The sequence below is a fragment of the Phenylobacterium sp. genome (assembly GCF_036501465.1).
GTDB lineage: Bacteria > Pseudomonadota > Alphaproteobacteria > Caulobacterales > Caulobacteraceae > Phenylobacterium.
Genome location: NZ_DASYAF010000140.1, coordinates 22,842 through 47,600, shown reverse-complemented (window position 1 = coordinate 47,600; position 24,759 = coordinate 22,842). Strand labels below are relative to the sequence as shown.

Genomic DNA, 24,759 nt, shown 5'->3' with positions numbered 1-24,759 from the left:
AGGCCGGCGAGTGCGTCATCTGGTTTCCTGCGAACCGAGCCGTGATAGTCGCTATAGCTTCCGCGAAGGGAACGCGCATGACGCCCCACGACGCCCTCGACCGCATCCGCCGCTACGATGGGCGCCTGAAGGCCTTCGTGCGCGTGTTCGAGCCGCCGCTGGGCGTGGGTCCCGGACCGGTCTTCGCGATCAAGGACCTGTTCGACGTGACTGGCGCGCCCACCGGCGGCGGCGCGCGCGTGCCGCTGGCGGCGTCGCCGCAGGCCAACGCCGTGGTCGTCGACAAGCTGCTGAACGCCGGCTGGCGGGCGATCGGCAAGACCCAGACCGTCGAGCTGGCCTATGGCGGTTGGGGCACCAACCGGGCCGTGGGCGCGCCGCACAATCCGTGGGACCACACGACCCATCGCGCGCCGGGCGGCTCGTCCTCCGGCTCGGCGGTGGCGGTGGCGGCAGGCTTCTGCGACGCGGCCCTGGGCAGCGACACCGGCGGCTCGGTGCGGATTCCGGCCTCGACCTGCGGCGTTGTGGGGCTGAAGCCCGGGCGTGGCCTGGTCAGCCTGGGCGGCGTTCATCCGTTGGCCCCGTCGCTGGATACGGTGGGCGCGCTGGCCAAGGACGTCACGACCGCGGCGCGCATGCTGGCGGTGATCTCCGGTCCGGACGGCGCGGCCGCCGCGCGCGGGCCGTTCGACGCCGAGGCGGCGTTGTCGGCCGAGGTCGAGGGCCAACGGGTGGCCGCCATTCCGCTGGAGCACCTGGGCGAGGTGGACGCCGAGGTCGGCCGCCTCTACCTCGCCGCCTTGGAGCGGCTGCGCAGGACCGGCGTCACCGTCCAGATGGTCCGTCCGCCCAAGGCGCTCGACGAGAGTTTCGCGCCCAACGGCCTGATCATGGCCGCTGAGGGCTGGCGCATCTGGGGCGAGCGGATCGAGACCCACCGCAAGGTGATGGACCCGTGGATCGTGCGGCGTTTCGAGGTCGGCCGCGACATCTCCGACGAACGCCTGGCCGAAGCCCAGGACCGCCGCGCCGCCGACCAGCGCGAGTTCCACGCGTGGCTCTCGGCCTACGACGGGCTGGTGACGCCCACCTGTCCGATCCCCGGCCCGCCGATGGACCAGGTGGATGAGGCCGTCTCGCCGCTCAGCCGCCTGACGCGGGCGGCCAACTACCTCGACCTGCCGGGGATCAGCACGCCCTGCGGCCTGACCGGCGAAGGCATGCCGGCGGGCCTGCAGATCCTCGGCAATCCCCGCGACGAGGCCGCCGTGGTCGCCCTGGGCGCGGCCTTCGAGAAGGTCAGCGGCTGGAACGGCCGGCTGCCCGATCTGGACGGCTTCGCCTAGCCGCGCTTGCGGGACTTCCGCGGCTTCATCGCGGCCACGATCCGCGCGGCGTCGGCCAGCAGGCCGGCCAACTCCTCCGCCTCCACCACGTCCAGGCGCACCAGCACGGCCGGATAGCCGCGATAATGGTCGTCGTCGAAGAACCGGTCGGGCGCCGCCTCGATCAGGAATTCCTTGCGCTCGATCGGGCAGCGGACCGCCAGGATGTCGCGGCGTGGAACGCGCGGCTTTTTCGGATGGACGCGCTCATTAAAGCTCCAGGCGAAGCCCTTGCCGGCGCCGGCGACCTCGAACCCCAGGCGCAGTTCGTCGGAAACATCGAGCGCCCCTTCGATGGCCGCCGCCATCCGCCGGACGTCGTCGGGTTCGACCATCCTCCCTACTCGGCCCGCAGCGCCGGCGCCGGGCGCTTCGACAGCGCCTGGAAGGCCGCCAGCAGGCCGCCGATCCCGGCCACCACCGCCGCGGCCGCCAGCAGGGCCGCGACGCCCGCCCAGTCCATGCTCCATTTGGCGTGGAAGACGCGCACCACCACCGGCCAGGCGGCGGCATAGCCGAGCGCCACGCCGGCCGTCCCGGCGATCACGCCGACCGCGCCGTACTCCAGCACATAGGCGCTGAGAATCTGCGTCCGCGACGCGCCCAGCACCTTCAGGGTCGCGGCCTCGCGGGTCCGCGCCCGGGCGCGCGCGGCGATCGCGCCGGCCAGCACCAGCAGGCCCGCGAGCGCCGCCACCGCCGCGGCGCCGCGGATCGCCAGCGCCAGGCGGGCGAAAAGGTCGGTGGCGGCCTCCAGCTGCTCGCGCACCGAAATGACATTCACGGTCGGGAAGCTCTGTCCGAGCTGGCGCGTCACCGCCGCCTCCTGCGGCCGGGTCGCCTTGGCGATGGCCACCTGGCGCAGCGGCGCGCCAGCCAGCGCGTCGGGCGTGACAACCACCGGGAAGCTGGCGCCAAACCCGCCCACCTCCACCTTGCGCAACACCGCGACCCTGGCGGCGATGTCGCGGCCGAGGATCGAAAGGGTGATGGCGTCGCCGACCCTGATCCGCTCGCCGCGCGCCACGTCGGTGTCGAGCGCGACCAGCGGCGGGCCGGAATAGCCCGCCGGCCACCACTTGCCGTCCTCGATCCCGGCGCCTTCCGGCTCGGGACCGATGGCCGACATGGTGATGTCGCTGTCGTAGGCCCAGCGGTCGGAGCGGTCGATCTTGGCGACCTCCACCGGCTGGCCGCGCACCGCGGTGATGCGGCCGGTCACGAAGGGCTCGCGCAGATAGATTTTATCGGTCAGCGGCTGGCCGAAGGCGCGGGCCACAGCGGCGTCGAACGCGGCAGCGCGGTCGGTCGGGATATCGGTGAACACCAGGGCCGGTGCGGTGCGCGGCGCGACCTCGGCCACCTGGCGCAGCAGGGCCGACTGGATCAGCACCACGCAGGCCAGCAGGGCCACGCCCAGGCCGATGGCCGGCGAGGCGGTCCGCGCCGCCGAGTGCGGCCCGGCCAAGTTGGCGAGGCCGATCCGCAACGGCCCGCGCGCCCCGGCTCGCGCCCTGCCGGCAAAGATCGCCGAACCCCAGCCCAGCGCCCAGAGCAGGCCGAACGAGACGGCGACGCCGGCGATCATGATCCCGGCGGCCAGCGGCGTCGGCGCGGTCACCACCGCCATGGCGGCCAGGCCCACGGTCGCCAGAACCGCGCCCACGATCTCCGGCCCGATCTGGAAGGCGCCTTCCAGGTCGCTGCGGAACAGGCTGGCGGGCGGCGTCGAACGCGCCCGGCCGAGCGGCGCCAGGGAGAAGGCGGCGGCGGACAGCAGGCCGAACGCGGCGGCCTTGGCCAACGGCCAGGGATAGACCGCGAACAGGGCCGGCACCGGAAGGTTGTCCTTGACGATCTCGCCCATCACCAGCGGGGCGGCCGCGCCCACCGCCAGGCCGATGGCCACGCCCAGCGCGGCCAGGAGGCCGATCTGGATCAGGTAGACGTCACGCACCAACTGGCCCTCGGCGCCGAGCGCCTTGAGCGTCGCGATCACCGGCTTCCGCGCCTCGAGATAGGCGCTCACCGCCCCAAAGACGCCCAGGCCGCCGGCCACCAGCGACGCCAGGCCGATGAACCCCAGGAAGTATTCCAGCTGGTCTATGAGCCGATGGATGCCGGGCGCGGCGTCCTCCCGGTCGCGGATGCGGATCAGGCCGCCCAGCTGGCGGTGCAGGTCGGCCTTCGCCTGCGCCAGGCGCGCGCCCGGCGGCAGGGCCACCCGGGCGGTCTCGCCGAACGGCAGGCCGCGGGTCATGAAGCCGCCGCGCTGCATGGCCGAGATGTTGGTCAGCACCCGCGGGCCCAGCGCGAAGCCACGCGCCAGCCGGTCGGGCTCGTCCAGCAAGACGCCGGTCACCCGCAGTGGCAGGTTCCCGGCCAGGAACTGGTCGCCGACCTTGAGGTGCAGCCGGTCGAGCAGCGGCTGTTCCACCAGCGCCCCGTCGATCCCACCGGCCTTTGCCGGCGCGATGGCGGATTGGACGGACGAAACCCCGGGCGCGGCGGCCTTGAACGTCACCTGCCCGGCCAGCGGATAGGTCCCGTTGACGCCGCGCAGCTCCACCAGCCGGCGATCCCCCGAAGGGGCTTCCGCCATGGCCATCGAGCCCACGGCGTAGGAGACCCGGCCGGCATGGGCCAGGACCCGCTGCTCCTTGGCGTCGAAGGCCCGGCCGCGGGTGTTGAGCGCCAGGTCGCCGCCCAGGATCTCGCTGGCCTGGCTGGCCAGGCCCCGGCGGAAGGCTTCCGCGGTCGAGCCGGCCGCGGCGATCGCCGCCACGCCCAGCGCCAGGCAGGCCAGGAAGATGCGGAAACCCCGCACGCCGCCGCGCAGCTCGCGCGCCGCGAACCGGAAGGAGAGCGGCGTCACGCCCGGGTCTTCGCTTTTTCTGGGGAGACGGCCACGCGGCCGTCGCGCAGGCGCACGATGCGGTCGGCTCGTTGCGCCAGGCTCTCGTCGTGGGTCACCAGCACCAGGGCCGCGCCGGTCTCTGCCACCAGCTCGAACATCATGTCGGCGACCTTGTGGGCGTTGGCGGCGTCGAGGTTGCCGGTGGGCTCATCGGCGAACAGCAGGGCCGGCCGCGAGGCGAGCGCGCGGGCCAGCGCCACCCGCTGCTGCTCACCGCCGGACAGCTGGTGCGGATAGTGCCGGCCGCGGGCGGAGAGGCCCACCCGATCCAGCCAGACCCGCGCCGTCGCCGTGGCGTCGGCCACGCGCGCGATCTCCAGGGGCGCGGCGACGTTCTCCTCGGCCGTCATGTTGGGCAGCAGATGGAAGCTCTGGAACACCAGGGAGACGCGGCCCCGCCGCAGGCGCGCGCGGCCATCCTCGTCCAGGCCCGCCAGGTCCTGGCCGAACAGCCTGACCGTTCCGCCGGTCGGCCGCTCCAGCCCCGCGGCCACGGCGATCAGCGAGGATTTGCCCGATCCCGACGGCCCGATCAGCGCCACCCGCTCCCCGCCTTTCACGGTGACGTCCAGCCCGCGGAGGATCTCCACCGGCCCGGCGGCCGACGGCAGGGTGAGCGAGACCTGCTCCAGGACGAGCGGGTCCCCCGCGTCGCGCGGCGACTTTGGGACGTCTGTGTCGGTCAAGGTGGGCCCTCAGGCGTTTCAGCGGCGTTCAGTTCATCCTAGATAGGGCACGCGCATGGCCGATACACGATCCCTTTCCGTTTCCCCCATTTCCGTCTCCCGGCGAACGCTCATCGCCGCAGGGGTCTCGATCGTGCCGCTGAGAGCCGTCGCGGCCAAGGCCAAGGTGGTGACCATCCTGGGGGATTCGATCACCGCCGGCCTGGGCCTGCCGGCCGCCGCCGCCCTCCCCGCCCAACTTCACGACGCGCTCGCCCGGCTGGGCGTCGCCAATGTGGTGCGCGGCGCCGGCGTTTCCGGCGACACCGCCGCCGACGGCGCCGCGCGCGTCGATTTCAGCATCCAGCCCGACACCGCACTGGTGGTGGTGGCGCTGGGTGGCAACGACCTCTTGCAGGGCATCGATCCGAAAACCACGCGCGCCAACCTGCAGAAGATCGTCGCCCGGCTGAAGCAGCGCCGCATGGGCGTAGTGCTCTGCGGCCTGAAGGCCCCGCCCGAGATGGGCGCCCACTACGCCCGCGACTTCGACACCAGTTTCGAAAGCGTCGCCAAGGCCGAGGGCGTGACCCTGTTCCCCGACCTGCTGGCCGGGGTGGAACGCAACCCCGCGCTGAACCAGGGCGACTCCATCCACCCCAACGCCCGGGGCGTGCAGATCATCGTCGGCAAACTGGCGCCGGTGGTGGCGAAGGAACTCGCCAGACATCTCTAGAATCAAATGTGTAGATCCTGATTCAGCGTTCAGGCCGCTTCGGCCTGAACCCATCAGGGTCTAGGCGGGGATCGTCTCCGGCGGCGCGGCCTCGCCCGGCCGGCGCCCGAACCGCCAGGTCAGCGCCGGCAGCAGCACCAGGCTCGCTACCGTCGAGGTGATCAGCCCGCCCAGGATGACGATGGCCATCGGCCCCTGGATCTCGCGCCCCGGCTGGCCGGTGGAGACGGCCAGCGGCGCCACCCCCAGGCCGGTCACCAGCGCGGTCATCAGGATCGGCGTCACCCGCTCGCGGGTTCCCAGCAGGACGGTCTCCACCGACCAGGGCTGGCCGTCCTCGTCGGTGAGCTGGTCGATGTGGGCGATCAGCAGGATGGCGTTGCGGGCGGCCACCCCGAACAGGGTCACGAAGCCCACCAGCGAGCCGAGAGACAGGCTGCCACCGGTCAGCGCCACGGCGATCACCCCGCCCACCAGGGCGAAGGGCGTCGCGCCGAGGATCAGCGTGGTGGTGCGCCCGCTGCGGAAGGCGATCAGCAGGAGCGCGATCACCCCACCCGCGGCGATGACGGTGTTGAACAGCAGCTCCTGGCGCGCCGCCAGCGCGCCCTGCGCGGCGCCGGAATATTGCAGGAAGACGCCCGGCGGCAGCTTCACCTTGGCGGCGATGGCCTGCTGCACGGCCTTGGTCACCTTGGCGACGTCCTTCGGCGGCGGGTTGGCGGTGACCGCTTGCCGTGGCCGCCCGCCTTCATGGCGCACCAGGGTCCTGGTCTCAGTGAGATAGACCTTGGCGATGGATTTCAGCGGCACGGCCGTCCCGGTCGCCGAGCGGACCAAGAGGTCGCCGACCGCTTCCGGATCGCGGCGCAGGTCCGGCGGCGTGGTGACCGCGATGTCGATGGTCCGCGTCTCCTGGAAGATCTTGGCCGCCGCCGCGCCCTGATAGGCCGCGCCGATGGCGGCCAGGGCGTCGGCGGGCGCGACGCCGAACCGGGCCATGGCCGGGAAGTCGAGGTCGACCCGCACCACCGGCGTCTTCGGCGGCGTCTGGACAGTGACGTCCACCGCGCCCTTCACGGTCTTCATCACGTCGGAGATCTGGTCGGCGACCTTGTCCAGGGTGTCGAGGTCGGCGCCGTAGACGCCCACCACCAGAGCGGCGGTCTCGCCGGAGATCGACTCGCTGATCCGGTCGCCCAGGAAAGTCACGACCTCGGTCCGCAGGCCCGGGTAGCTGTCCAGCACCTTGTGGATGGCGTCCTGGACCTCGTCCTGCCGGTGGCCGGAGAGGTGCGGCTTCAGCTCGACATGAAACTCGGTGCGCTCGGTGCCGAACGGGTCCTCGCCACCGGGGGCGCGGCCGATCTGCTGCTCAATGCTCTGCACGCCGTCGATCGCCAGGATGTCGCGGCTGATCTTCTCCCCATAGTCGCGCATCACCGCGATCGAGGTGCCCGGCGGGCCGGAGACGCTGAGCACGAAGTGGCTTTCGCGGAAGTCCGGCAGCAGTTCGGAATTGAACAGGGCGAAGCCCGCCACGGTGATCGCCAGCGCCACGCCCACCGCCACCAGCGACCAGCCGGGCGCGGCGATGGCCCGCTTCAGGATGCGCTCGTGGCCATGCTTGGCGTGCCGCAACCAGCCGGGCTCGATCTTCAGGTCGGCGCGGTGCAGCAGCAGCAGCGCCAGCGGCGGGGTGATCACGATCGCCACGGCCAGCGAGGCCAGGGTGGCGATGATGAAGGACGCCGCGAGCGGCGAGAAGAACGATCCCTGCAGGCCGTGCAGCAGCAGCACCGGCAGCAGCACCGCCGCCAGCATCAGGGTTGCGTAGATCACCGGCGCGCGGACCTCGACCGAAGCCGCCAGGATCACATCGCGGACCCTCGCGCCGGGAGTCGCGGTCCGCACCCGGCGCACGATGTTCTCGGTGCCGATCACCGCGTCATCGACCACCACGCCCAGGGCCACGGCTAGGCCGCCGAGCGTCATGGTGTTCAGCGTCGAGCCCATGCGGTCCAGCACGATCACCGCGGTGAGCAGCGCCAACGGGATCGAGACGAAGGCGATCAGCACGGTGCGCAGGTCCCGCATGAACAGGAACAGCACCAGCGCGATCAGCACCGCGCCCAGGCCCAGGTCCCAGCCGATCCCGGAAAGCGCCGTGGCGATGAAGTTGGCCGGCCGATGCAGGTTCTGGTTCACCACCACGCCCTGGGCCTTCAGGGCCGGGGCCATGTCGGCCATGGCCTTCTCGACCGCGTGGGTGGCGTCCAGCGTGTTGGCCCCGTACTGGCTGGAGATCGCCATCATCACGCCCGGCTTGCCCATGATCAGGGCGTCGCCGTCCAGCGGCGCGGGGCCGTCCACCACCTGGGCCACGTCGCCGACCCTGGCCGGGGCGGCGCCGTCCACGCTGGGCAGCGGGGCCGCGGCCACGTCGGCGGCGTTCTGCGCCTGGCCGTGGGATTCGATCAGGATCCGCTGCTGCGGGGTGTCGATGTAGCCGGCGCCGGAGACGCCGGTCGCCGATTGCACCGCGCTCAGCACATCGCTGAGGCCCAGGCCGCGGGCCGCCAGGGCGTCGGGCCGCACGCGCACCTCGATGCGGCGGAACTGGCCACCGAACACCGTGGCGCGCGCCACGCCGTCGGCCTGCAGGATGTTGGGCCGCACGGTCCAGTCGACCAGGTCGCGCAGCTGCATGGGCGTCAGCCGGTCGCTGGTGAAGCCGATCTTCATCAGGTCCATGGTGGACGAGGTGAGCGGCGAGACATGCGGCGGCGTCACCCCCTGCGGCAGGGGGTCGAGCTCGCCCAGCGCCTCGGAGACCACCTGCCGGTCGTGAAAGGGATCGGACCCCTGGGCGAAGTTGACGGTGATGGTCGACAGGCCCGCGGTGGATTCCGAGCGGATCGAGGCCACGCCGGCCGATCCGTTGATGGCCTGTTCCACCGGCCGGGTGACCAGCTGCTCCACCTGTTCGGCGGTCAGGCCCGGGGCGTTGGTCTGCACCTCCACCTGGGCGGGCACGAAGTCGGGGAAGACGTCGAGCTTGGCGCGCTCCAGCACGATGCCGCCGTAGACCAGCAACAGCAGGGCCGCGACCGCCATCAGCCGCGGCCGCTCCAGCGTCCATCCGACGATGCGCGACAACATGCTCAATCGACGTCCTTGCCGGCGCCGCTCTGGGCCGCGAACAGCTGGGCCGCGCCGGCGGTCACCACCGGCTCGCCGGGCCGAAAGCCGGCGCGGACGAAGACGCCATCAGGCTCGGCCACGCCGCCGCTCACCACGCGTCGCTCGAAATGGGTGGCGTCGCGGCGCACATAGACGAAGGTCTGACCGCCGGAGCGCATCAGGGCGGCGCGCGGGATGGTCACGCCCGACGCCCCCGCGCCGACCGCCACGCTGGCCGGCGCCACCGCCCCGCTGGCCATCCGCAGAGCGGCGGGACCGCGGACCACGGCCAGCAGGCCGGTGGACTGCAGCCGCGGATCGGCCGCCCGGGTCGGGCCGAGGATGGTGGCCGCAGCCGTCTGGTCCGCGCCGGTCTGGATGAGCACCGAGCCGCCGCCCAACGGCAGGCCCTGGCCGGAGTCGAGCCTGACCAGGGCGGCGCGGCCCGCGACGATGTCGGCGATCAGCTTGCCGCGCGCCGCGTCGCTGAGCTTGCCGAGGCCTGGGCCCCACTCCAGACCGACCCGCTGGCGCAGCAGCTTCAGCTTCAGCGCATCCTGCCGCGCCTGGGATTGCGCCGTCTCGGCGACCTGTTTCGAGACGGTCTGGTCGGCGACCAGCGCCTTGGTCCGCGCCGCCTCCGCCGCCGAGGCCTGCGCCGCCGCCCGGGCGGCGGACAGGTCGGAATCCAGCTGCGCGAGCGGCCCCGGGTCCAGGCCGCGGGCGAAGGCCGTCTGGGTGCTGGAGCGATAGGCCGACGGCAGGGCGACCACCGCCACCCCCAACCGCGCCTGGGTCCTGGCGTCCATGGCGAGCAGGCCCGCCGCGGCCTCCGCCGCCGGCGCCGCCCAGGCGTGGCCCGCCAGCAAGACCCCCAAAGCGCCGGCCAGCGCCGCCAGTCTATGAGCCTTCATCGCGCTCCTCCGGTCTTCGCCACCGGCGCCGGGGCGGCCTTCGCATCGTTCAAGGCATTGAGGATCGCCGCCGTCTCCGCCGGATCGAACGACCGGCGCAGGGCGTCCTCCAGGTCGGCCTTGGCGGCCAGGGCGGCGCGTCGGGCGTCGTTCGCCGCCAGGTCCGCGTCGATCAGCGCGCCCCGCGCGGCCAGCGCATCGACCTTGTCGCCCTCGCCGGCCAGGGCCAGCCGGTCGGCGACCGCCGCCGCCTGGGCCGCCAGGGGCGCGTCGTGGTCGCGAGCCCGCTCGAGGTCGGCCCAGGCCTGGCGGAAGGCCGCAGTCGCGGCGTCGACCTCGCCCAGGGCGTTGGCCTGGGCGGCCTCCAGCGACCGGCCGGCGTCGAGGCGCGCCGCCTCGGCCTGGGCGATGGCCTTGCGGTTCAGGTCCCAGGGCGGCAGGGCCAGGGACAGGGTCCAGGGCAGCTTGTTGACCCCGTGGTCGTAGAAATAGCCGGGGCCGACGCTGAGCGCGGGATACTGGATGGCGATCTGGGTCCGGAGCGCCTGTTCGGCGAGATCGTAGTCGGCCACGGCCCGCAGCACGTCACGGCGCGAAGCGGCCGCATCGCGCCGCCAGGTCGCAAGGCCGGCCAGCGACGGCTCCTCTTGGCCCGGCGCGGGGAAGACCCGGCTGCGCACCGCCGCCGGGCTCAGGCCCAGGGCCTTGGCGAGGGCCGCGAGCGCGGCTTCCTGGTCGCCATCGGCGGTGATCAGCCGGCGCCGGGCGGCGGCGGCGTCGGTCATCGCGGTGATGAGCAGCGTCCGGGCGTCCTGCCCCAGGTCCACGCGCCGCTGCATGCGCTGCACGCGATCATCACGCACCTGCGTCGACTGCTGCGCCAAGAACCGCTCCTGCCGCGCGAAATCGAGGTCGCCCAGCGCCCTGTCGATCGCCGTGCGCACGCTCCAGATCGCCTCGCCGTAGTCGTAATAGGCCTGCAGGGCCTGAAGCTGAGCGGTGGTGATCCGGGCGCTGCGCCGCACGCCGAAATCCAGCGGGATATCGCTGGCCGCCTCCCACCCCCAGTGCGGCGCCTGGTCGGCGTATTCCGCCGTCAGCGTCAGGCTTGGCCCCGCGCCGGCCTTGGCCGCCCGGGCCGCCGCCAGCGCCGTCGCATACTTGGCCCGCGCCTCGAGGATCTGCGGGTTCTGCCGGACCGCGAGCGCGAGCAGACCGGCGCGGGTCCAGGCCTTGCCGCCCGGATCGCCCGGCAGGGCGCGGGCGTCGAAGCCTGGCGCGAAGGCCTCGGGATGCGGCGGCGCGGGGGCGTAGTGCACGCATGCGCCCAGCGCCAGAGCCAGGAGAACCGCGCTGAGCCCCGCTGCCTTCACGCGTCCTCCCTACTTGCCGACCACGAGCACTTCGAAGCTGCCAGGAACGATACCCGGGCGACCGCCGCCCGTCGCCGGCTGGTATTTCGCCGCCGGCAGGTAGACGCGGCCGGTCCGTTCATCAACGGCGATGGTGCGCGCGCTGACCTGGGTCTGCACCGTCTCCACGATGGCGGCCTTGCCGCCGCCCGCGACCTTGATCACCGACAGCGTCCCGTCGCGCCCCGCGGGCACGAAGGCCAGCTTCTGCTTCGGGTCATAGGCCACGCCGTCGGCGCCCCTGCCGGTGGCCAGGGTCTGGACCACCTGGCCGGTCCTGGCGTCGACGATGTCGGTGGAGGCGCTGCAGGCGGCGATCAGCAACTTGTCGGCGGCGTCGTAGGCCAGGCCCGTGGGGCCCTCGCAACCCGTCAGCGGATAGTGAGCCAAGACCGACTTCTTCATGATGTCGACAGCCACCACCTCGTTCTTGTTCTCGACGTTGACGAAGACCTTTCCGGCCCCGTCGGCCGCGGCCGCCTCCAGGTCGCCGCCCACCTCGATCACGCCTGTCACCTTGTGGGCCTTGGGATCGATCAGGGTGATCTGGCCCTGGTGGTCCATCGTCATGGCCAAGCCCGTCTTGGGGTCGAAGCCCGCCGCGTCCGGGCCCTTGCCGGCCGCAACGGTCGCGACCGGCTGGCCGGTCTTTGAATTGACGAAGACCACCGTACTGGTCCCACCGTTGGTGACCATCACCTCGGCGCCGCCGTTCACCGGCATGGCGTCGTGCAGCCGCTGGCCGGGGCCGAAGGACGAAACCGCCTTGGTGGCCAAGTTCACGGCCATCACTGAGGACCCGTGGGTCAACAGCACGCGATTGTTGGCCTCGTCGACCCGCACATAGTCCCAGCCGCCGTCCGGGCCCGAGATCCGGTCGATGACGTGATAGCCCGTGCCGGCGGCGCAGGCCGCTCCAGCGCAGAGAAAGCTGAAAGCGAACGCGGCGGCGAAGCGCGAAGCATGCATTGGAAGTCCTCCCTTCGCCCTCACCTAGACCCACCAGCTTGACCGCCCGATGACGGCCAGATTGCCAAACCCCAATGTTGGACCACACAACCTGTGCTAGGTCGCCTCGGGAAAAGCGACGCGCGCCTCCAACCCGGGCTCCGCCGGAAACAGCGCCACCTCCGCCCCATGCAGCCGCGCCACCGCCGCCACCAGGGCCAGGCCCAGGCCGCTGCCGGGTGTCGAGCGACTGCGCTCCAGCCGGTAGAAACGGTCGAACAGCCGCTCGCGTTCGGCTTCCGGCACGCCCGGTCCGTCATCGGTGACCGACAGCACCGCGCCCCGCCCGGCGCGACCGACCCGCACGGCGATGTGGGCGTCCGGCCCCGCATGGCGCAGGGCGTTCTCCACCAGATTGACCAGCAGCTGGGTCAGCAATTCCGCGTCGCCGTCGACCCGAACCGCCCCGTCCGCCGGCGGCTCGAAGCCCAGGGACTGGCGCTGGTCTTCCGCCGAGGGCGAGAAGGCTTCGGTGACGTGCTGGGCCAGCTGGGCGAGATCGCAGGGCCGGAAGCCCGCGCGCCGCGCCCCGCCCTCGATCTGGGCGATGCGCAGCAAGGCCGCGAAGGTCTCCAGGATCGAATCCAGATCGGCCAGCGCCCCCTCCAGCGCCGCCTCGCGGTCTTCAGGTCGCGCCTGCCCCGCCTCCAGCTTCTGGCGCAGGCGGGTCAGAGGCGTGCGCAGGTCGTGGGCGATGTCGCCGGACACTTGTTTCAGGCTGTCCATGAGCACCGCGATCCGGTCCAGCATGCGGTTGAAGGTGGCGGCCAGGCGGTCGAGGTCGTCGTCGGAACCGCGCACCGGCACCCGGCGGCCAAGGTCGCCGTCGATGATCGCCTCCGCCGTGCCCGAGATCGCCGCCAGCCGGCGGTGTACGTCGCCGCTCAGCGCATAGCCGCCGGCGACGCCCAGGATCACCACCACCGCCAGCGCGATGGCGAACACCCGCAGCACGGCGCCGTCCAAGGCCTCGACCCGCTCCTCGTCGTCGCCGACCAGCAGCCGGTGGCCGTCCGGCAAGGCGACGGCGAACAGCCGCAAGGTCTCGCCCGACCCGGCCGGCCGCAGGTTTGACCAGCCCAGGGCGGCGTGCTCGGCGGCGAGCTGGCCGGCCAGCGCCCGCCCGCCCGGCCCCTCCAGGCCGAAGGCCAGCGAGCCCGGCGTCCGGTCCCGTTCATGGACCGCATCGATCACCCCGGTCAGGCCCTCGGCGCGATACTCCTGCACCAGGGCGGCGGACTCGGCGCGGATGCGGGCGTCGAACTGGGCCGAGAGCGCCTGGCGCGTGGCGACCAGGGTCACCACGCCGACCACCACCACCAGGATCGCGAAGATCGTCGTGTAGAGGCCGGCCAGGCGCAGGCTGGTGGAGCGGAACATCGCGGCTAGTCCGGCTCGCGCAGCACGTAGCCGGCGCCGCGCACCGTGTGGATCAGGTCATGGCCGTGGCCGCGGTCCACCTTGCCGCGCAGCCGGCTCATGTGGGTCTCGACGATGTTGGTCTTGGGGTCGAAGTGGAAATCCCAGACGCTCTCCAGCAGCATGGTGCGGGTGACCACCCGGCCGGCGTGGCGCAGCAGGTATTCCAGGATCTGGAATTCGCGCGGCTGGAGCTCGATCCGCCGCCCGCCACGCGTGACGGTGCGCTTCATGAGGTCCAGTTTCAGGTCGGCGATGGCCAGTTCGGTGCGCAGTTCCTGGGTGGGCGGGCGGCGCGCCAGGGCGTTCACCCGGGCCAGCAGCTCGGCGAAGGCGAAGGGCTTGACCAGATAGTCGTCGGCGCCGGCCTCCAGGCCCTCGACCCGGTCGTCGATGCCACCCAGCGCCGTCAGCAGCAGCACCGGCGTCTTGACCCCCGAGGCGCGGATGGTCCGCAGGATCGCCAGGCCATCCACCTGCGGCAGCATGCGGTCCAGCACGATCACGTCGTAGGGCTCGCCGGCAGCCAAGAGCAGGCCGTCGCGGCCGTTGGTGGCGAAGTCCACGGCGTGGCCGGCCTCCGACAGGGCGCGCTTCAAATAGCCGGCGGCTTCGCGGTCGTCTTCAACGATGAGCAGTTTCACGCACGCGAGCCTGCCGCGAACTGCGGCGCGCGCAAGGGGGCCGGTGTGGCCTCAGACGACCTTCAGGAAGGCCCCGGGCGCCGGCGGCGAGCGCAGGGCGCTTTCCACCGCCGCCTGGGCGGCGTCACGATCGGCGTCGGATCCGTCGGCCACGGTCACGCCGTCCTCGTCATAGACGCTCCACCGCCAGCCCTCTTCGGCCTGGCTGAGCGAATAGGCGAGACAAAGCGACTGCGACATTGGGCCTCCGAGAGCGTGTGGCCGACAGAACCCTCGACAGCGTAAAGGGTTTCGCCGGGTCACGGGCCTTTGATGGCGCAATCCCGGATAACGCGATTCCGCCGTCGCCCTAGGTATCCAGCAGATCGCGGCCGGCGTCACGCAGCTTCGCCTTACCGGTGAGAATCATCGCCACGGCGAGTTCCGACTTCAGCGTCGCCAGCATCCTCGCCACCGTGGATTCGCCGCCAGCCCCCAAGGCGTAGGCCCAGGCGCGGCCGATGAAGACGGCCTTGGCGCCGCGAGCCATGGCCTTCAGCACATCGAGGCCCGAGCGGATGCCGCCATCCATATAGACCTCGAGATCGCCGCCTACCGCGTCAGCGATCGGCGGCAGGGCGGAGATCGACGAGCGCACCCCGTCCAGTTGCCGCCCGCCGTGGTTGGAGACGATCAAGCCCTGCGCGCCGGCCTTCACCGCATCCTTGGCGTCGGCCACGTCCAGCACGCCCTTGATGACGATCGGCCCGTCCCAGGTCTCGCGCACCCAGTCCAGGTCCTTCCAGGTCACCGAGCGATCGAAGCTCTTGGCCACCCAGGACAGGAAGTCGGTGACGCTGCGCCCACCGCCCTGCAGGGCGCTCGCCACCGAGCCCAGGGTGTGCGGGCGGCCATGCAGGCCCACGTCCCACAGCCAGGCCGGATGGTTCAGCCCGTCGAGCGTGGTGTTCAGCCAGCCCGAAAAGCCGCTGGCCCCGGTGAAGCCGGAGCGCAGGTCCCGGTAGCGCGCGCCGGGCGTCGGCAGGTCGACGGTGAACACCAGCACGGGGCAACCGAGGGCTTTCATGCGGCCTAGCAGCTCGCGCATGAAGCCGCGGTCCTTCAGCATATAGAGCTGGAACCAGGGCGGGACGCCCGCGGCCCTGGTCACCTCCTCGGCGCCGCAGATCCCCATGGCCGAGAGCACGAACGGCAGCCCGGCCGCCTGCGCAGCCTTCGCCGCCTGGGTTTCGCCGCGCCGGGCGTACATGCCGGCCATGCCCACCGGCGCCAGGCCCACCGGCATGGCCAGCGTCTGGCCCAGCGTCGTCACCGTCATGTCGAGCTGGGACATGTCCTGCATGACCCGCTGGCGCAGGGCCAGCGCCTCCAGGTCGGCCACGTTCCGCTTCAGCGTCACCTCGGCATAGGAGCCGCCGTCGATATATTCGAAGAAGATGTTGGGGAGCCGGCGGCGCGCGAGCTCCCGATAGTCCGAGACCGAAGCCGCGCGCACAGTTGTCCTCCCGCCTGGTTCGCCGAAGTTGGAGCCCGATGCGTCGTCGGGCGCAAGCCTAGGCGGTGGCCGCACCGGCTTCCGCGGCCTTCGCCGGGAAGGCCTGCGCCATGGTGATCCAGACCTGGTGCGCCCGGGCCAGAAGCTCGCCGCCTTCGGAGAACAGGGCCACGCCGGCGGTCTCCTTGCGGCCCTCTCTTACCAGCGGCCAGGCCGTGACGATGGTCGTCTCGCCCGCGCGCGGGCGGCGGGTCACCTCGCCGGTCATGGTGCCGAGCAGCGCGCCGTGGCGGCCCTCCTTCACCACCCAGGCGAAGAAGCCCGGGCAGTCCAGCGCCGCCCAGACGATCTCGCTCGGCGTCAGGCCATCGGCATCGGCGAAGGCGGCGTCCGGCGTCCAGACGCAGGCCAGGTGGCCTTCCGGCGCGCCCTCGAGCTGGCCGGGGAAGACCCGCAGGCCGTCACCCTCGATCCGGTCGGTTCCGCAGGTGAAGCAGATCGGATGAATCGGCTGGCGGTGGCCCGGATAGCGTTCGCTCGCGGCGCGGGCGGCCTCCAGCCCGGGCGCCGGGGGCGGCTGCGGCAGGACCGAGGCGTCGCCGGGCGCGGAGATCCCGATCAGCAGGCCCTCGGCGCTGGTGAGCTGGATGGCGCCCTCGGCGTCGTCGAGGCTGAGCTCGATGTCCAACGGCACCGGCGCGCGCAGCACCGCCTTCGCCGGACCGTCGAGGCCGCGGGCGATGACGCCGCAGACATAGCCGCCGTTGCCGGAATTGGGGGGCCCGCAGAATTGCCGGCCGATCACGATATTGGGCAAGGTTCGAACGCTCGCGTGAGACGCTATGGATCAAATCAATGGCCAAGGCTTTTCCACGGATGCGGCGTCTGGCAAAGCCCAAATCCGCGGACGCGGCGTTGGACCGCGGCGGGCGCTGCGCTAGGTTGCGGCCCGCGCGGCCACCGGGATTCGTCGCGGTGGATTCGAAGACCAGACAGCGAGGAGAGATCGGTGAGCGAGATGGAACGGCCCTGGGCCCTGATGCGCCATCATGCCGGCTGGGCGGACGTCTTCCACATCGAGACCGAGAGCAAGGACTCCATCACCGGCTTCTATCCCGACCGCGAGACCGTCGGCCCGCCGGTGAGCTATTCGGTGCGCGCGGTCCTCGCCCGCTTCCCGACCCTGGAGGCCGCCCGCTCCGCGCGTGAAGGCGCCGTCGCCGAGTGGCGCAAGCACGACGCCGGGGTCCGCGACGCCGAGACCGCCCTGCGCGACGCCGAGAAGAAGCGCGAGGACGCCTGGCTGAAATGCCTGCGTGACGCGGCGGACCGCTAGCTATTCCAGGGCGTCGAGCCGGTCGGCGATCAGGGTCAGGCGCTGGGCGTCCTCGCCCAGGTAGTCGACCACCCGGCCCTGCACGCCTTTCCAGAGCTCCAGCGCCTGGCTCAACAGCGCCCGGCCCGCCGGCGTGATCTCGTAGCGGTCGGCCCGCCCGCCGGTCCCGGCGCGACGCACCACGCCGCGGCGGATCAGCGGCTGCAGCCCGCGCCAGGTGGCGCTGCGCTCATGGCTGTTGATCGTCGCCATGCGCGTCACCGTCATCGGGCCGTGGTCGGCCAGGCTGTCGAGCGTGCCGAGCTGCATGGAGGTGAGCCCGCAGGGGGCCAGCGCCTCGTCGTAGAGGCGGGTCAGCACCCGGGCCGCGCGGCGCACATGCAGGCAGACGCAACTCGACATGGCGCTTTGGGCTCCTAGGGCTTGCGGAACTTCAGGACGAACTGGTCGGTCCGGCCCCGGATGGAGGCGTCGAACACGCCCTTGTCATGAGGGTCCGCCGGATTTGCCAAAAGATTGCTCTGACCGACGAATTTGAACCCTGCGGCCTCGACTTCGCGGCGCACCACCGAAGGCTCGATCCGGTGCAGGGTGTCGGTGACATCGGCCGGCGATCCGGGGGCGGCCACGTGGTCGAGCACGATGTAGGTCCCGCCCGGCTTGAGCGCGGCGAACACCGTCCTGTTGAAGGCCGCCATGTCCACCGGCCCCATGAAGGGATCCTTCAGGTCGTGGTAGTTCTGGGATATCCAGAACAGGTCGAGCTTTTCCGGATAACGCGCTGAATCCAGGGCTGAAGCCGCCGTCACCGAAACGTTGGCGTGGTCCTTCGCGTAGGCGTCGATGTCGGCGATGCCCTCGACGATGTTCTGGTACTGGAAAAGCGAGGCCGGGACCGTGGCGTAGACATGCCCGCCCGGCCCCACCGCGGCGGCGAACAGGCGGGTGAAGTAGCCCTGCCCGGCCGCATAGTCGCCCACCTTTTCGCCCGGCTTCACCCCGGCGAAGGCCAGGATCTCGGCCGGCTTGCGGTTCGCGTCGCGCGCCTTGTCCGCGGCAGGACGGCCCGGATCGGCGACGGCGGCGGCGATGTTCGGCGGGACCGCTTCTGCCGCCCATGCCACGATCGGGGACAGCATCAGCGAAAGCGAAAGGACGGAGATCGCGGCGCGGCGCATGGGCGTTCCTCGTTGCATATACAACGATGTATATACAATGCAGATGCACGGTCAAGCCGGTCTGGCCCTCGCCGCCCCTACTTCAGGTACTTGTCGAACCAGGCGATCGTGCGCTCCAGGCTGTCGATCTGGTTCTCGCGCTTGGCGAAGCCGTGGCCTTCGCCGGGATAGTAGTGGACGTCCACGGTCGCGCCGACCGACTTCAGCGTCTCCACCACCTCGGCCGCCTGCCCTCGCGGCACGCGGATGTCGTTCTCGCCCTGCAGGATCAGCAGCGGCGCCTTGGTCCGCTTGATGTAGGTCATCGGCGAGTCGGCGTCGTAGACCGCCTTGTCCGCCACCGGGTCGCCGATCAGGGTGCGCTGATAGGCCTGCAATCCGGCGGCCTCATGCTTCATCATCTCGTACCAGTTGATGATGCCGTAGAGCGACACGCCGGCGGCCCAGACGTCCGGCGTCTTGCCCACCGCCATCAGGGTCATGAAGCCGCCGTAAGACCCTCCGGTGATGCCGATCTTCTTGGGGTTCACATAGCCGGTCGCGACCAGGAACTTCGCCGCATAGACCTCGTCGGTCAGGTCGCCGCCGCCCAGGTCCTTGTGGTTGGCGTCCTGGAACGCCTGGCCATAGCCGGTGGACCCGCGCGGGTTGGGCGCGATCACCACATAGCCCCTGGAGACCAGGGCCACGTTCTGGCGGCTGAAGCGGTCGGTGGTCTGGTTGGCGGGGCCGCCATGCGGCGTGACCACGGCAGGCGCCGAGCCGTCGCGCTTCAGCCCGAACGGGACCATCAGGATCGCGCTGATCACCGTGCCGTCGGCGCTTCTGTAGTGGACGATCCGCGAGCTGGGCACGTGCGCCGGATCGAAGCCGGGGGCGGCGAAATGGGTCAGGCGCTTCGCCCGACCCGCCTGGTCGAGCGTCCAGTAGTCGAAGGGCGTGTTGGATGCGTCATGGCCGACCAGCAGGCGGCCGTCCCGGGCGAAGGGGCTGTCATCGCCGCCCGCCGGGAAGCTGAAGCCCGGCGGCAACGCCAGCTTCGCGGTCTTGCCGGTCTTGAGGTCGTAGGCCGAAAGGTCCTGGCGGCCATCGGCGTCGGTGGTCACGATCACCCGGTCGCCGTCGGGGGAGAAGCCGCCGCCGCGCTGCTCCCACGGGCTGGGCGAAAGCCATTTCACAGTCCCGGTCGCAACCTCCATGAGGCCGGCCTGGTCGCGGCCCCCCTTGGCGTTGGAGGTGATGGAAAGCAGCTTGCCGTCCTTCGAGATGTCGGCCGCCCCGATGCGCACCCTGCCCTCGCCGTGGGTGACCTGCCTCGGTGCGGCCTTCCCTGCCGGGTCCAGTCGCCAGATGCTGCCGGTCGTCGAGCCCACGTCGCCGCGATTGGCGATCACGCCCTTGCCGTCGGGCGTGAAGACTGCCGGCGCCCAGCGATTGTCCTTCGTGGGTTCGTGGGTGAGTTGCGTCACCTTGCGGCTGGCGAAGTCCATCACCGCCACGTCGCTGATTGGCGAGGTCTTCGGCTTGGCGGCGAAGGCCAGCCGCCGGCCGTCCGGCGAGAAGACCGCATTCGTCTCCGATACGGTCGCCGACTGGGTCAGGTTCACCGGCTCGCCGCCGGCCAGGGGCACTGCGTAGAGGTCGTACATTTCGTCGCCGCCGTGGTCCTGCTGATAGACCACCCACTTGCCGTCGGGCGAGATCGTCAGCCCCGACTGGCGGTCGTCGTTCTTGGTGAGCTGGACCGGCTCGCCGCCGCCGGCCGGATATTTCCAGAGGTTGTAGCGGCCGGAGAGGTTGGCGGAGACCACCACCCATTTGCCGTCCGGGCTCCAGGCGGCGTCCAGGGCCGCGCGGTTGTCGAACAGGGCGGCGACCGGCGCCGGCGGCGGGGCGGGCTTCGATGCGGAAACCACGCTCTTCGGATCGGTGATCGGCCGCGCCGGGCCCGGCACGGCCGCCAGGGCCGTCCGGTCCGCCAGCAGGCCCGACGCCAGCGCCAGCGCGCCCACGGCGCACAGTGTCCGCAATTTCCGCATCGGCCTTCCCTCTCCTGCGCGACGACAGTTGCGCGCCGGCGCATGGGAAATTCAAGGCTTCAGCGGCGCGGCGATCCAGGCGCGGGCCTGGCGGCGGCGGACTTGGCGGGCGCAGGCTTGGCGGAGCTCACCGGCGCGCCCTGCGCCTGGCCCTCGGCGCGCAGGCCGGCGCAGTCGGCGTTCTTCGCCAGGCCCCCGTCGACGAACGGCAGCAGCGCCGCCAGCGGCGACAGCACCGCGCCCAGCGCCACCGCGCCTGCACCCTGGGCGATCGCCTGGCCCTTGTGGACGTCGACCTTGGGGCTGAGCATCGGGCCGCTCACCGTGATCGGCGCCAGCAGCCGCACCAGCTGGAACTTCTTGGGATGCCCCTTCACCGTGAAACCCAGCGCTTCGGTGTCGAGGTTGATATAGCCGCCGCCGTCGATCAGCACCGGGTCGGTGTCGACGATCAGCCGGTCGGCGGAGAGCACCCCGCCGCGGCCGGTGAAATGCAGCACCCCGCAGCGGATCGGCGTCGTGCTCTGGTCCTTGGACCACAGCAGGCCCAGACCCTTGATCAGGTCGACGCCTGAGAGTTCGGCGAGGCTCTTCTGGATCTGGCCGTTGGGGACCACCACCATCACCTCGCCATTGGCGTCGCCCATGGCGTCGTGCAGGGAGTCGCCCGTCCCATGCAGGCGTGCGCGGGCCACCACCGAACCGGTGAACGGCGGGACGCCGCGGAACTTGATCGGGACCAGGCTCTCCAGGCGCGCGTTGGCCAGCCGCAGGTCGAGGTCGGTGACCGCGTCGGTGTTGCGGCCGTCGAGTTGCACGAAGCCGGTGATGCGGCCCTGCGGGAGGTCGAGGACCAGGGGGTCGGCGCGCAACAGGCCAGCGTTCAGCTTCACCCGCGTCGAGCCCGAGCGCAGGTTGATCGGCGCGTTGGCGATCGCGTCGGCCTTGAAGCTGACGTCGGCGTCGATCGCGCGGACGCGGCTGAAGTCGAGGGTCGATTCCGGGAAGATCCGCTTCTGGGCCTGCAACCTCCTGGCTACGGCGATCTGCTTGGGCGAGGCCACCGGCCCGGTCTTGCGCGCGCCGCCGAACAGGGCCCCCAGGTCGGGGAAGTCGAGGCTGCGGCTGTGCAGGTCGGCGGTCAGGAACGGCCGCTTGCCGCCAGTCTTCACCGACAGCCGACCGGTCAGGTCGCTGGAGCCGACGCGGCCGGTGATGGCGTCCACCTTCCACAGGTGGACATCGCGCGACAGGCGCGCGCGCAGGTCATAGGGCGGCGTGTTCGGCAGCGGCACGCCGGTCAGTCCGTAGAGGTCCGAAAGGTCCGGACCGCGGCTGGTGACGTTCATCCAGAAGTTCGACATGTCGAAGGGCTTCGGCACCGCGCCCTGGGCGGTGACGTGGGTCGCGCCGGCGGTGATGTCGGCGTCGAACGGATAGGGTTTGTCGCGGTCGATGTTCAGCAGCGGCCCGCCGGTGACCGCCAGATGGAAGGGCTGGGCGTTCAGCGCGCCCTGGCCGGTGAGCTGGAAGCCGCGGTCGGTGCGGCCCAGGTGCTCCTTGGCGTCGATCACGCCCGTGAAGGTCAGCTTCTTCTGGTCGTCCCGATAGTTGATCTGGCCGTTGTCGACGATGAAGCGGCGGACCGGCGGCATGCGCAGCGGCTCGTCCGGCTTCGATCCGTCGGAAAAGTCCCAGGAGGCCAGGCCGTCGGCGTTGCGGTAGAGCGCCAGCCTTGGCCGGTCGACCTCCAGCAGCCGCATGTCCAGGTGGCCGGTCAGCAGCGGGATCAATCGGATCCGGATGGCGATGCGGTCGATGTCGGCGAAGTCGCCGGGGCCGGCCCACGCCGGCTTGGCGACGCGCACGCCGGTGACCGTGGCGCTCGGCTGCCAGGACAGCAGGTGGGCGCTGAGGTCGCCGTCGATACTGACCTGGCGGTGCATGCGATCCGAGGCGATTCCAGCCACCGGCCCGCGGAACCAGTTCCAGTCCCAGATCGCCGCCAGGCCTGCGCTCGCGGCGGCCAGCACCGCGAACGCGCCGGCGGTCCAGGCCCAGCGGCGGCGTCGGATGCGGGTTCGTGCGCCCGCGGCAGGCTGTGCGATCTCAGCGGCCAATCGATCTCTCCGCGCCGCCCCGTTCTTCCAGAGCTTCATCAACGCACAAGGCCCCGATCGGTCTCCCGGCCTAGTGCCGCACGCCGCGGCCGGACAGGGCGGCGACGGCCGTGGCCGCGATGATCCGGAGGTCGAAGCCCACCGACATGCGCTCCGCATATTCGCGATCCAGCCGCACCTTTTCGGGGATCGGCAGCTCGTCGCGCCCGTTGATCTGCGCCCAGCCGGTCAGGCCCGGCCGAAGGGCGTCGACGCCGGCCTCGGTGCGTAGCGCAACCAGGTCGTCCTGGTTGAACAGCGCCGGCCGGGGCCCCACAAGGCTCATGTCGCCCACAAGCACGCTCCAAAGCTGCGGCAGCTCATCCAGGCTGGCGCGGCGCAGGGTCCGGCCCAATGGCGTCACCCAGGCGGCGGGGTCGGCCAGCAGATGCGTCGCCACGTCGGGCGCGCCGGTGCGCATGGTGCGGAACTTGGGCATGCGGAAGATGCGATTGTTCCGGCCCACCCGCCGCGACCAGTGGAGCGACGGCCCCCGGCTCTCCAGCCGCACGGCCAGCGCGATCGCCAGCATCGGCAGGCCGAGCACGACCAGGCCCACAAGGCCGCCTGCGATGTCCAAGGCCCGCTTCAACGCCATCCCCGCCCGGCGCGGCCCGGTCGCCGCCGCGCGACGGTTTTAGGCGCTCAAGCGCGGACCCGCCAAGCGGGCGTCAGTCGGCCTGGGTCGGCGGCGTCTTCTTCTTCGGCCGGATGGCGGCCTGCGGCTCGGGGGCCGCGGCCGCGACCACCGGCGAGATCGGGGCGGATTCGCCGCCGACCGGCGTCGCAATTTCCGGCGCGGTCGCCAGGGTTTCCAGGATCGGCGGCGGCTCGGCCGGGCGTTCGTCCAGAACCTCCGCCGTGGCTTCGACCTGCGCCGCGACCGCGGCTTCGGCGGCCGGCTCGACCACCGTCGCCACTGCACCTTCGACCGCCCCCTCGACCGCATCCAGGGTCTCGATGGCCGCGCTCACCACCGCCTCGACGGCCGGCAGCGGCAGGGTGGCGGCCTTGACCGCTTGGACCTCGGCCGCGCCGAACATCGCTTCCAGGTTCTCGATCCGGGCGAAGCGCGTCATCCACCACCAGGCTGAACCGCTCATGGCGGCGCCGGCGAAGAAGCCCCACAGCGGCGAGGCGAGCCCCATCGGCACCCGCAGCAGGACATCCGACTTCGAGAAGGTCTCGAACGCGCGTTCGGTGATGTCGGGGGAAACGTCGTGCGGGGTTTCGGACATGGCAGGCTCCAAGCTGGACTTTGTGCACTGCAGCATAGCACGCCCGTCGCGCCGGCTCGTGCGAAACCTCTGTGAATTTACGCTTTGTGATCGGGCGCCGCCCCACTAGGCGCCGGGCGCATAGACGCGCGCCGCGCCGCCCTCGCCCAAGCCAGCTGCCCATCCACAGATCGCCTCCAGCTCGGCGGCGAGGCCGGCCGGCGGGTTCAGCAGCACCAGCGCGCAACCGTTCATCTTCAGCGGGTCCGCGAGCGGCCGCATTCGGGTCTCCGCCACGAGCAGGGGCGCGTCGACCGCGTCCTCCAGGTCGCGCAGGAAGGCGTCGAAGGTCTCGAGGTCCTTGAGCGGCAGCCAGACCAGGGCCGCCGTGTCCCGGTTGCGCCGGCGCACGCCGGCCAGGGTCTCGACGATGCGCGCATAGTCGTCGGCCCGCTCGAATGGCGGGTCGATCAGCACCAGCACGCGCCCAGACGCCGGAGTCTCGGCGACCGCGGCCGCATAGCCGTCGGCGCAGGCGGTGCGCACCCCGGGCCGGGCCTTCAGCGCCTCGCGCAGGACGGCGTGCTCCTCGGAGCGCAGTTCGCAGGCCAGGTAGCGGTCGCCGGGGCGCAGCGCCTGGGCGATCAGCCAAGGCGAGCCCGGATAGCGCCGCACCGACCCGCCGCCGTTCAGCCGCCGCACGGCCTCGGTCAGCGGCGCGAAGGTTCCCGGCACATCGGCGGCGGCCATCAGCCGGCCGATCCCCGCCTCGGCCTCGCCGGACTTTTTCGCCTCGGCGCCCGCCAGGTCGTACAGCCCGCGCCCGGCATGGGTGTCGATCACCGAGAGCGAACCCGGCCCGGCCGTCAGCCGCCCCAGCCATCGCAGCAGGGCGGCGTGCTTCACCAGGTCGGCGAAGTTGCCGGCATGGAAGGCGTGGCGGTAGTTCATCCGCGGTCGTTCATCGGCAGTCGTTCATGGGGCGGTCGCTCAAAAGATCCGGCTCCGGAACCGGCCCCGCGCATAGCACGTTGGCCGAGCTTCAGTGG

General features: G+C 71.6%; 22 protein-coding genes. 3 read left to right on the top strand and 19 right to left on the bottom strand.

The features are described 5' to 3' along the window. Positions 1-77 precede the first annotated feature (77 nt). Positions 78-1,349, top strand: coding sequence for an amidase (locus VGL85_RS15110; protein WP_331589785.1), 1,272 nt, complete (start codon positions 78-80; stop codon positions 1,347-1,349). Here VGL85_RS15110 and VGL85_RS15105 read toward each other — a convergent pair. The 3 genes from VGL85_RS15105 to VGL85_RS15095 are packed head-to-tail and all read right to left on the bottom strand — an operon-like array spanning position 1,346 to position 4,991. Next, positions 1,346-1,723: an MmcQ/YjbR family DNA-binding protein gene (locus tag VGL85_RS15105; protein ID WP_331589784.1), complete on the bottom strand. Its 378-nt coding sequence runs from the start codon at positions 1,721-1,723 to the stop codon at positions 1,346-1,348. The two genes, VGL85_RS15110 and VGL85_RS15105, sit on opposite strands and share 4 nt — an antisense overlap. 5 nt (positions 1,724-1,728) lie before the next feature. After that, complete coding sequence (locus tag VGL85_RS15100) at positions 1,729-4,263, bottom strand: ABC transporter permease (protein WP_331589783.1); 2,535 nt, start codon at positions 4,261-4,263, stop codon at positions 1,729-1,731. Continuing rightward, on the bottom strand, positions 4,260-4,991 hold the full coding sequence (locus VGL85_RS15095; RefSeq protein ID WP_331589782.1) for an ABC transporter ATP-binding protein: 732 nt from the start codon (positions 4,989-4,991) through the stop codon (positions 4,260-4,262). The genes VGL85_RS15100 and VGL85_RS15095 overlap by 4 nt, the downstream gene beginning before the upstream one ends. Before the next feature lie 133 nt (positions 4,992-5,124). Here VGL85_RS15095 and VGL85_RS15090 point away from each other — a divergent pair, with 133 nt between their 5' ends. Then, the gene (locus VGL85_RS15090; protein ID WP_331589781.1) at positions 5,125-5,706 is read left to right on the top strand and encodes a GDSL-type esterase/lipase family protein; all 582 of its coding nucleotides are present in this window, start codon (positions 5,125-5,127) and stop codon (positions 5,704-5,706) included. Positions 5,707-5,766: 60 nt separating this feature from the next. Here the strand turns inward: VGL85_RS15090 and VGL85_RS15085 are convergent, their stop codons facing one another. The 9 genes from VGL85_RS15085 to VGL85_RS15045 all read right to left on the bottom strand — a co-directional run bounded on the left by VGL85_RS15085 (position 5,767) and on the right by VGL85_RS15045 (position 16,598). Further along, positions 5,767-8,868, bottom strand: a complete 3,102-nt coding sequence (locus tag VGL85_RS15085; protein WP_331589780.1) for an efflux RND transporter permease subunit — start codon at positions 8,866-8,868, stop codon at positions 5,767-5,769. A gap of 2 nt (positions 8,869-8,870) precedes the next feature. Then, positions 8,871-9,803: a hypothetical protein gene (locus VGL85_RS15080; protein WP_331589779.1), complete on the bottom strand. Its 933-nt coding sequence runs from the start codon at positions 9,801-9,803 to the stop codon at positions 8,871-8,873. After that, positions 9,800-11,176, bottom strand: a complete 1,377-nt coding sequence (locus VGL85_RS15075) for a TolC family protein (protein ID WP_331589778.1) — start codon at positions 11,174-11,176, stop codon at positions 9,800-9,802. The genes VGL85_RS15080 and VGL85_RS15075 overlap by 4 nt, the downstream gene beginning before the upstream one ends. Before the next feature lie 9 nt (positions 11,177-11,185). After that, positions 11,186-12,184: a YncE family protein gene (locus VGL85_RS15070; protein WP_331589777.1), complete on the bottom strand. Its 999-nt coding sequence runs from the start codon at positions 12,182-12,184 to the stop codon at positions 11,186-11,188. 96 nt (positions 12,185-12,280) lie between these two features. Continuing rightward, positions 12,281-13,603 (bottom strand): HAMP domain-containing sensor histidine kinase, encoded by a 1,323-nt coding sequence (locus VGL85_RS15065; protein WP_331589776.1) that lies wholly within the window; start codon positions 13,601-13,603, stop codon positions 12,281-12,283. Between the two features lie 5 nt (positions 13,604-13,608). Beyond that, complete coding sequence (locus VGL85_RS15060; protein WP_331589775.1) at positions 13,609-14,286, bottom strand: response regulator transcription factor; 678 nt, start codon at positions 14,284-14,286, stop codon at positions 13,609-13,611. 51 nt (positions 14,287-14,337) lie between these two features. Further along, positions 14,338-14,526 carry a hypothetical protein gene (locus tag VGL85_RS15055; RefSeq protein ID WP_331589774.1) on the bottom strand — a complete coding sequence of 63 codons (189 nt, stop codon included), beginning with the start codon at positions 14,524-14,526 and terminating at the stop codon, positions 14,338-14,340. 109 nt (positions 14,527-14,635) lie between these two features. Beyond that, positions 14,636-15,781, bottom strand: a complete 1,146-nt coding sequence (locus VGL85_RS15050) for an L-lactate dehydrogenase (protein ID WP_331589773.1) — start codon at positions 15,779-15,781, stop codon at positions 14,636-14,638. 58 nt (positions 15,782-15,839) lie between these two features. Continuing rightward, positions 15,840-16,598 (bottom strand): hypothetical protein, encoded by a 759-nt coding sequence (locus VGL85_RS15045; RefSeq protein ID WP_331589772.1) that lies wholly within the window; start codon positions 16,596-16,598, stop codon positions 15,840-15,842. A 192-nt stretch (positions 16,599-16,790) separates the two neighbouring features. Between VGL85_RS15045 and VGL85_RS15040 the strand changes: the two genes are divergently transcribed. Then, positions 16,791-17,117 (top strand): hypothetical protein, encoded by a 327-nt coding sequence (locus tag VGL85_RS15040; protein WP_331589771.1) that lies wholly within the window; start codon positions 16,791-16,793, stop codon positions 17,115-17,117. Here the strand turns inward: VGL85_RS15040 and VGL85_RS15035 are convergent, their stop codons facing one another. From VGL85_RS15035 to rlmJ, 7 genes are all read right to left on the bottom strand, one after another. After that, positions 17,118-17,519: a MarR family winged helix-turn-helix transcriptional regulator gene (locus VGL85_RS15035; RefSeq protein WP_331589770.1), complete on the bottom strand. Its 402-nt coding sequence runs from the start codon at positions 17,517-17,519 to the stop codon at positions 17,118-17,120. A gap of 14 nt (positions 17,520-17,533) precedes the next feature. Further along, positions 17,534-18,295 carry a methyltransferase gene (locus tag VGL85_RS15030; RefSeq protein ID WP_331589769.1) on the bottom strand — a complete coding sequence of 254 codons (762 nt, stop codon included), beginning with the start codon at positions 18,293-18,295 and terminating at the stop codon, positions 17,534-17,536. A gap of 77 nt (positions 18,296-18,372) precedes the next feature. Then, positions 18,373-20,334, bottom strand: coding sequence for a S9 family peptidase (locus VGL85_RS15025; protein ID WP_331589768.1), 1,962 nt, complete (start codon positions 20,332-20,334; stop codon positions 18,373-18,375). Between the two features lie 59 nt (positions 20,335-20,393). Beyond that, the gene (locus tag VGL85_RS15020) at positions 20,394-22,454 is read right to left on the bottom strand and encodes an AsmA family protein (RefSeq protein WP_331589767.1); all 2,061 of its coding nucleotides are present in this window, start codon (positions 22,452-22,454) and stop codon (positions 20,394-20,396) included. Positions 22,455-22,524: 70 nt separating this feature from the next. Further along, the gene (locus VGL85_RS15015) at positions 22,525-23,085 is read right to left on the bottom strand and encodes a sugar transferase (protein WP_414695274.1); all 561 of its coding nucleotides are present in this window, start codon (positions 23,083-23,085) and stop codon (positions 22,525-22,527) included. 79 nt (positions 23,086-23,164) lie between these two features. Beyond that, positions 23,165-23,731 (bottom strand): hypothetical protein, encoded by a 567-nt coding sequence (locus VGL85_RS15010; RefSeq protein WP_331589765.1) that lies wholly within the window; start codon positions 23,729-23,731, stop codon positions 23,165-23,167. A gap of 105 nt (positions 23,732-23,836) precedes the next feature. Next, positions 23,837-24,661, bottom strand: coding sequence for a 23S rRNA (adenine(2030)-N(6))-methyltransferase RlmJ (gene rlmJ, locus VGL85_RS15005; protein ID WP_331589764.1), 825 nt, complete (start codon positions 24,659-24,661; stop codon positions 23,837-23,839). Positions 24,662-24,759 lie beyond the last annotated feature (98 nt).

Bases quoted from the DNA above. Each gene is read 5' to 3' on its own strand.
- VGL85_RS15055 (WP_331589774.1), bottom strand. From the start codon at position 14,526: ATGTCGCAGTCGCTTTGTCTCGCCTATTCGCTCAGCCAGGCCGAAGAG.
- VGL85_RS15065 (WP_331589776.1), bottom strand. From the start codon at position 13,603: ATGTTCCGCTCCACCAGCCTGCGCCTGGCCGGCCTCTACACGACGATC.
- VGL85_RS15010 (WP_331589765.1), bottom strand. From the start codon at position 23,731: ATGTCCGAAACCCCGCACGACGTTTCCCCCGACATCACCGAACGCGCG.
- VGL85_RS15070 (WP_331589777.1), bottom strand. From the start codon at position 12,184: ATGCATGCTTCGCGCTTCGCCGCCGCGTTCGCTTTCAGCTTTCTCTGC.
- VGL85_RS15025 (WP_331589768.1), bottom strand. From the start codon at position 20,334: ATGCGGAAATTGCGGACACTGTGCGCCGTGGGCGCGCTGGCGCTGGCG.
- VGL85_RS15110 (WP_331589785.1), top strand. From the start codon at position 78: ATGACGCCCCACGACGCCCTCGACCGCATCCGCCGCTACGATGGGCGC.
- VGL85_RS15035 (WP_331589770.1), bottom strand. From the start codon at position 17,519: ATGTCGAGTTGCGTCTGCCTGCATGTGCGCCGCGCGGCCCGGGTGCTG.
- VGL85_RS15105 (WP_331589784.1), bottom strand. From the start codon at position 1,723: ATGGTCGAACCCGACGACGTCCGGCGGATGGCGGCGGCCATCGAAGGG.
- VGL85_RS15030 (WP_331589769.1), bottom strand. From the start codon at position 18,295: ATGCGCCGCGCCGCGATCTCCGTCCTTTCGCTTTCGCTGATGCTGTCC.
- rlmJ (WP_331589764.1), bottom strand. From the start codon at position 24,661: ATGAACTACCGCCACGCCTTCCATGCCGGCAACTTCGCCGACCTGGTG.
- VGL85_RS15085 (WP_331589780.1), bottom strand. From the start codon at position 8,868: ATGTTGTCGCGCATCGTCGGATGGACGCTGGAGCGGCCGCGGCTGATG.
- VGL85_RS15080 (WP_331589779.1), bottom strand. From the start codon at position 9,803: ATGAAGGCTCATAGACTGGCGGCGCTGGCCGGCGCTTTGGGGGTCTTG.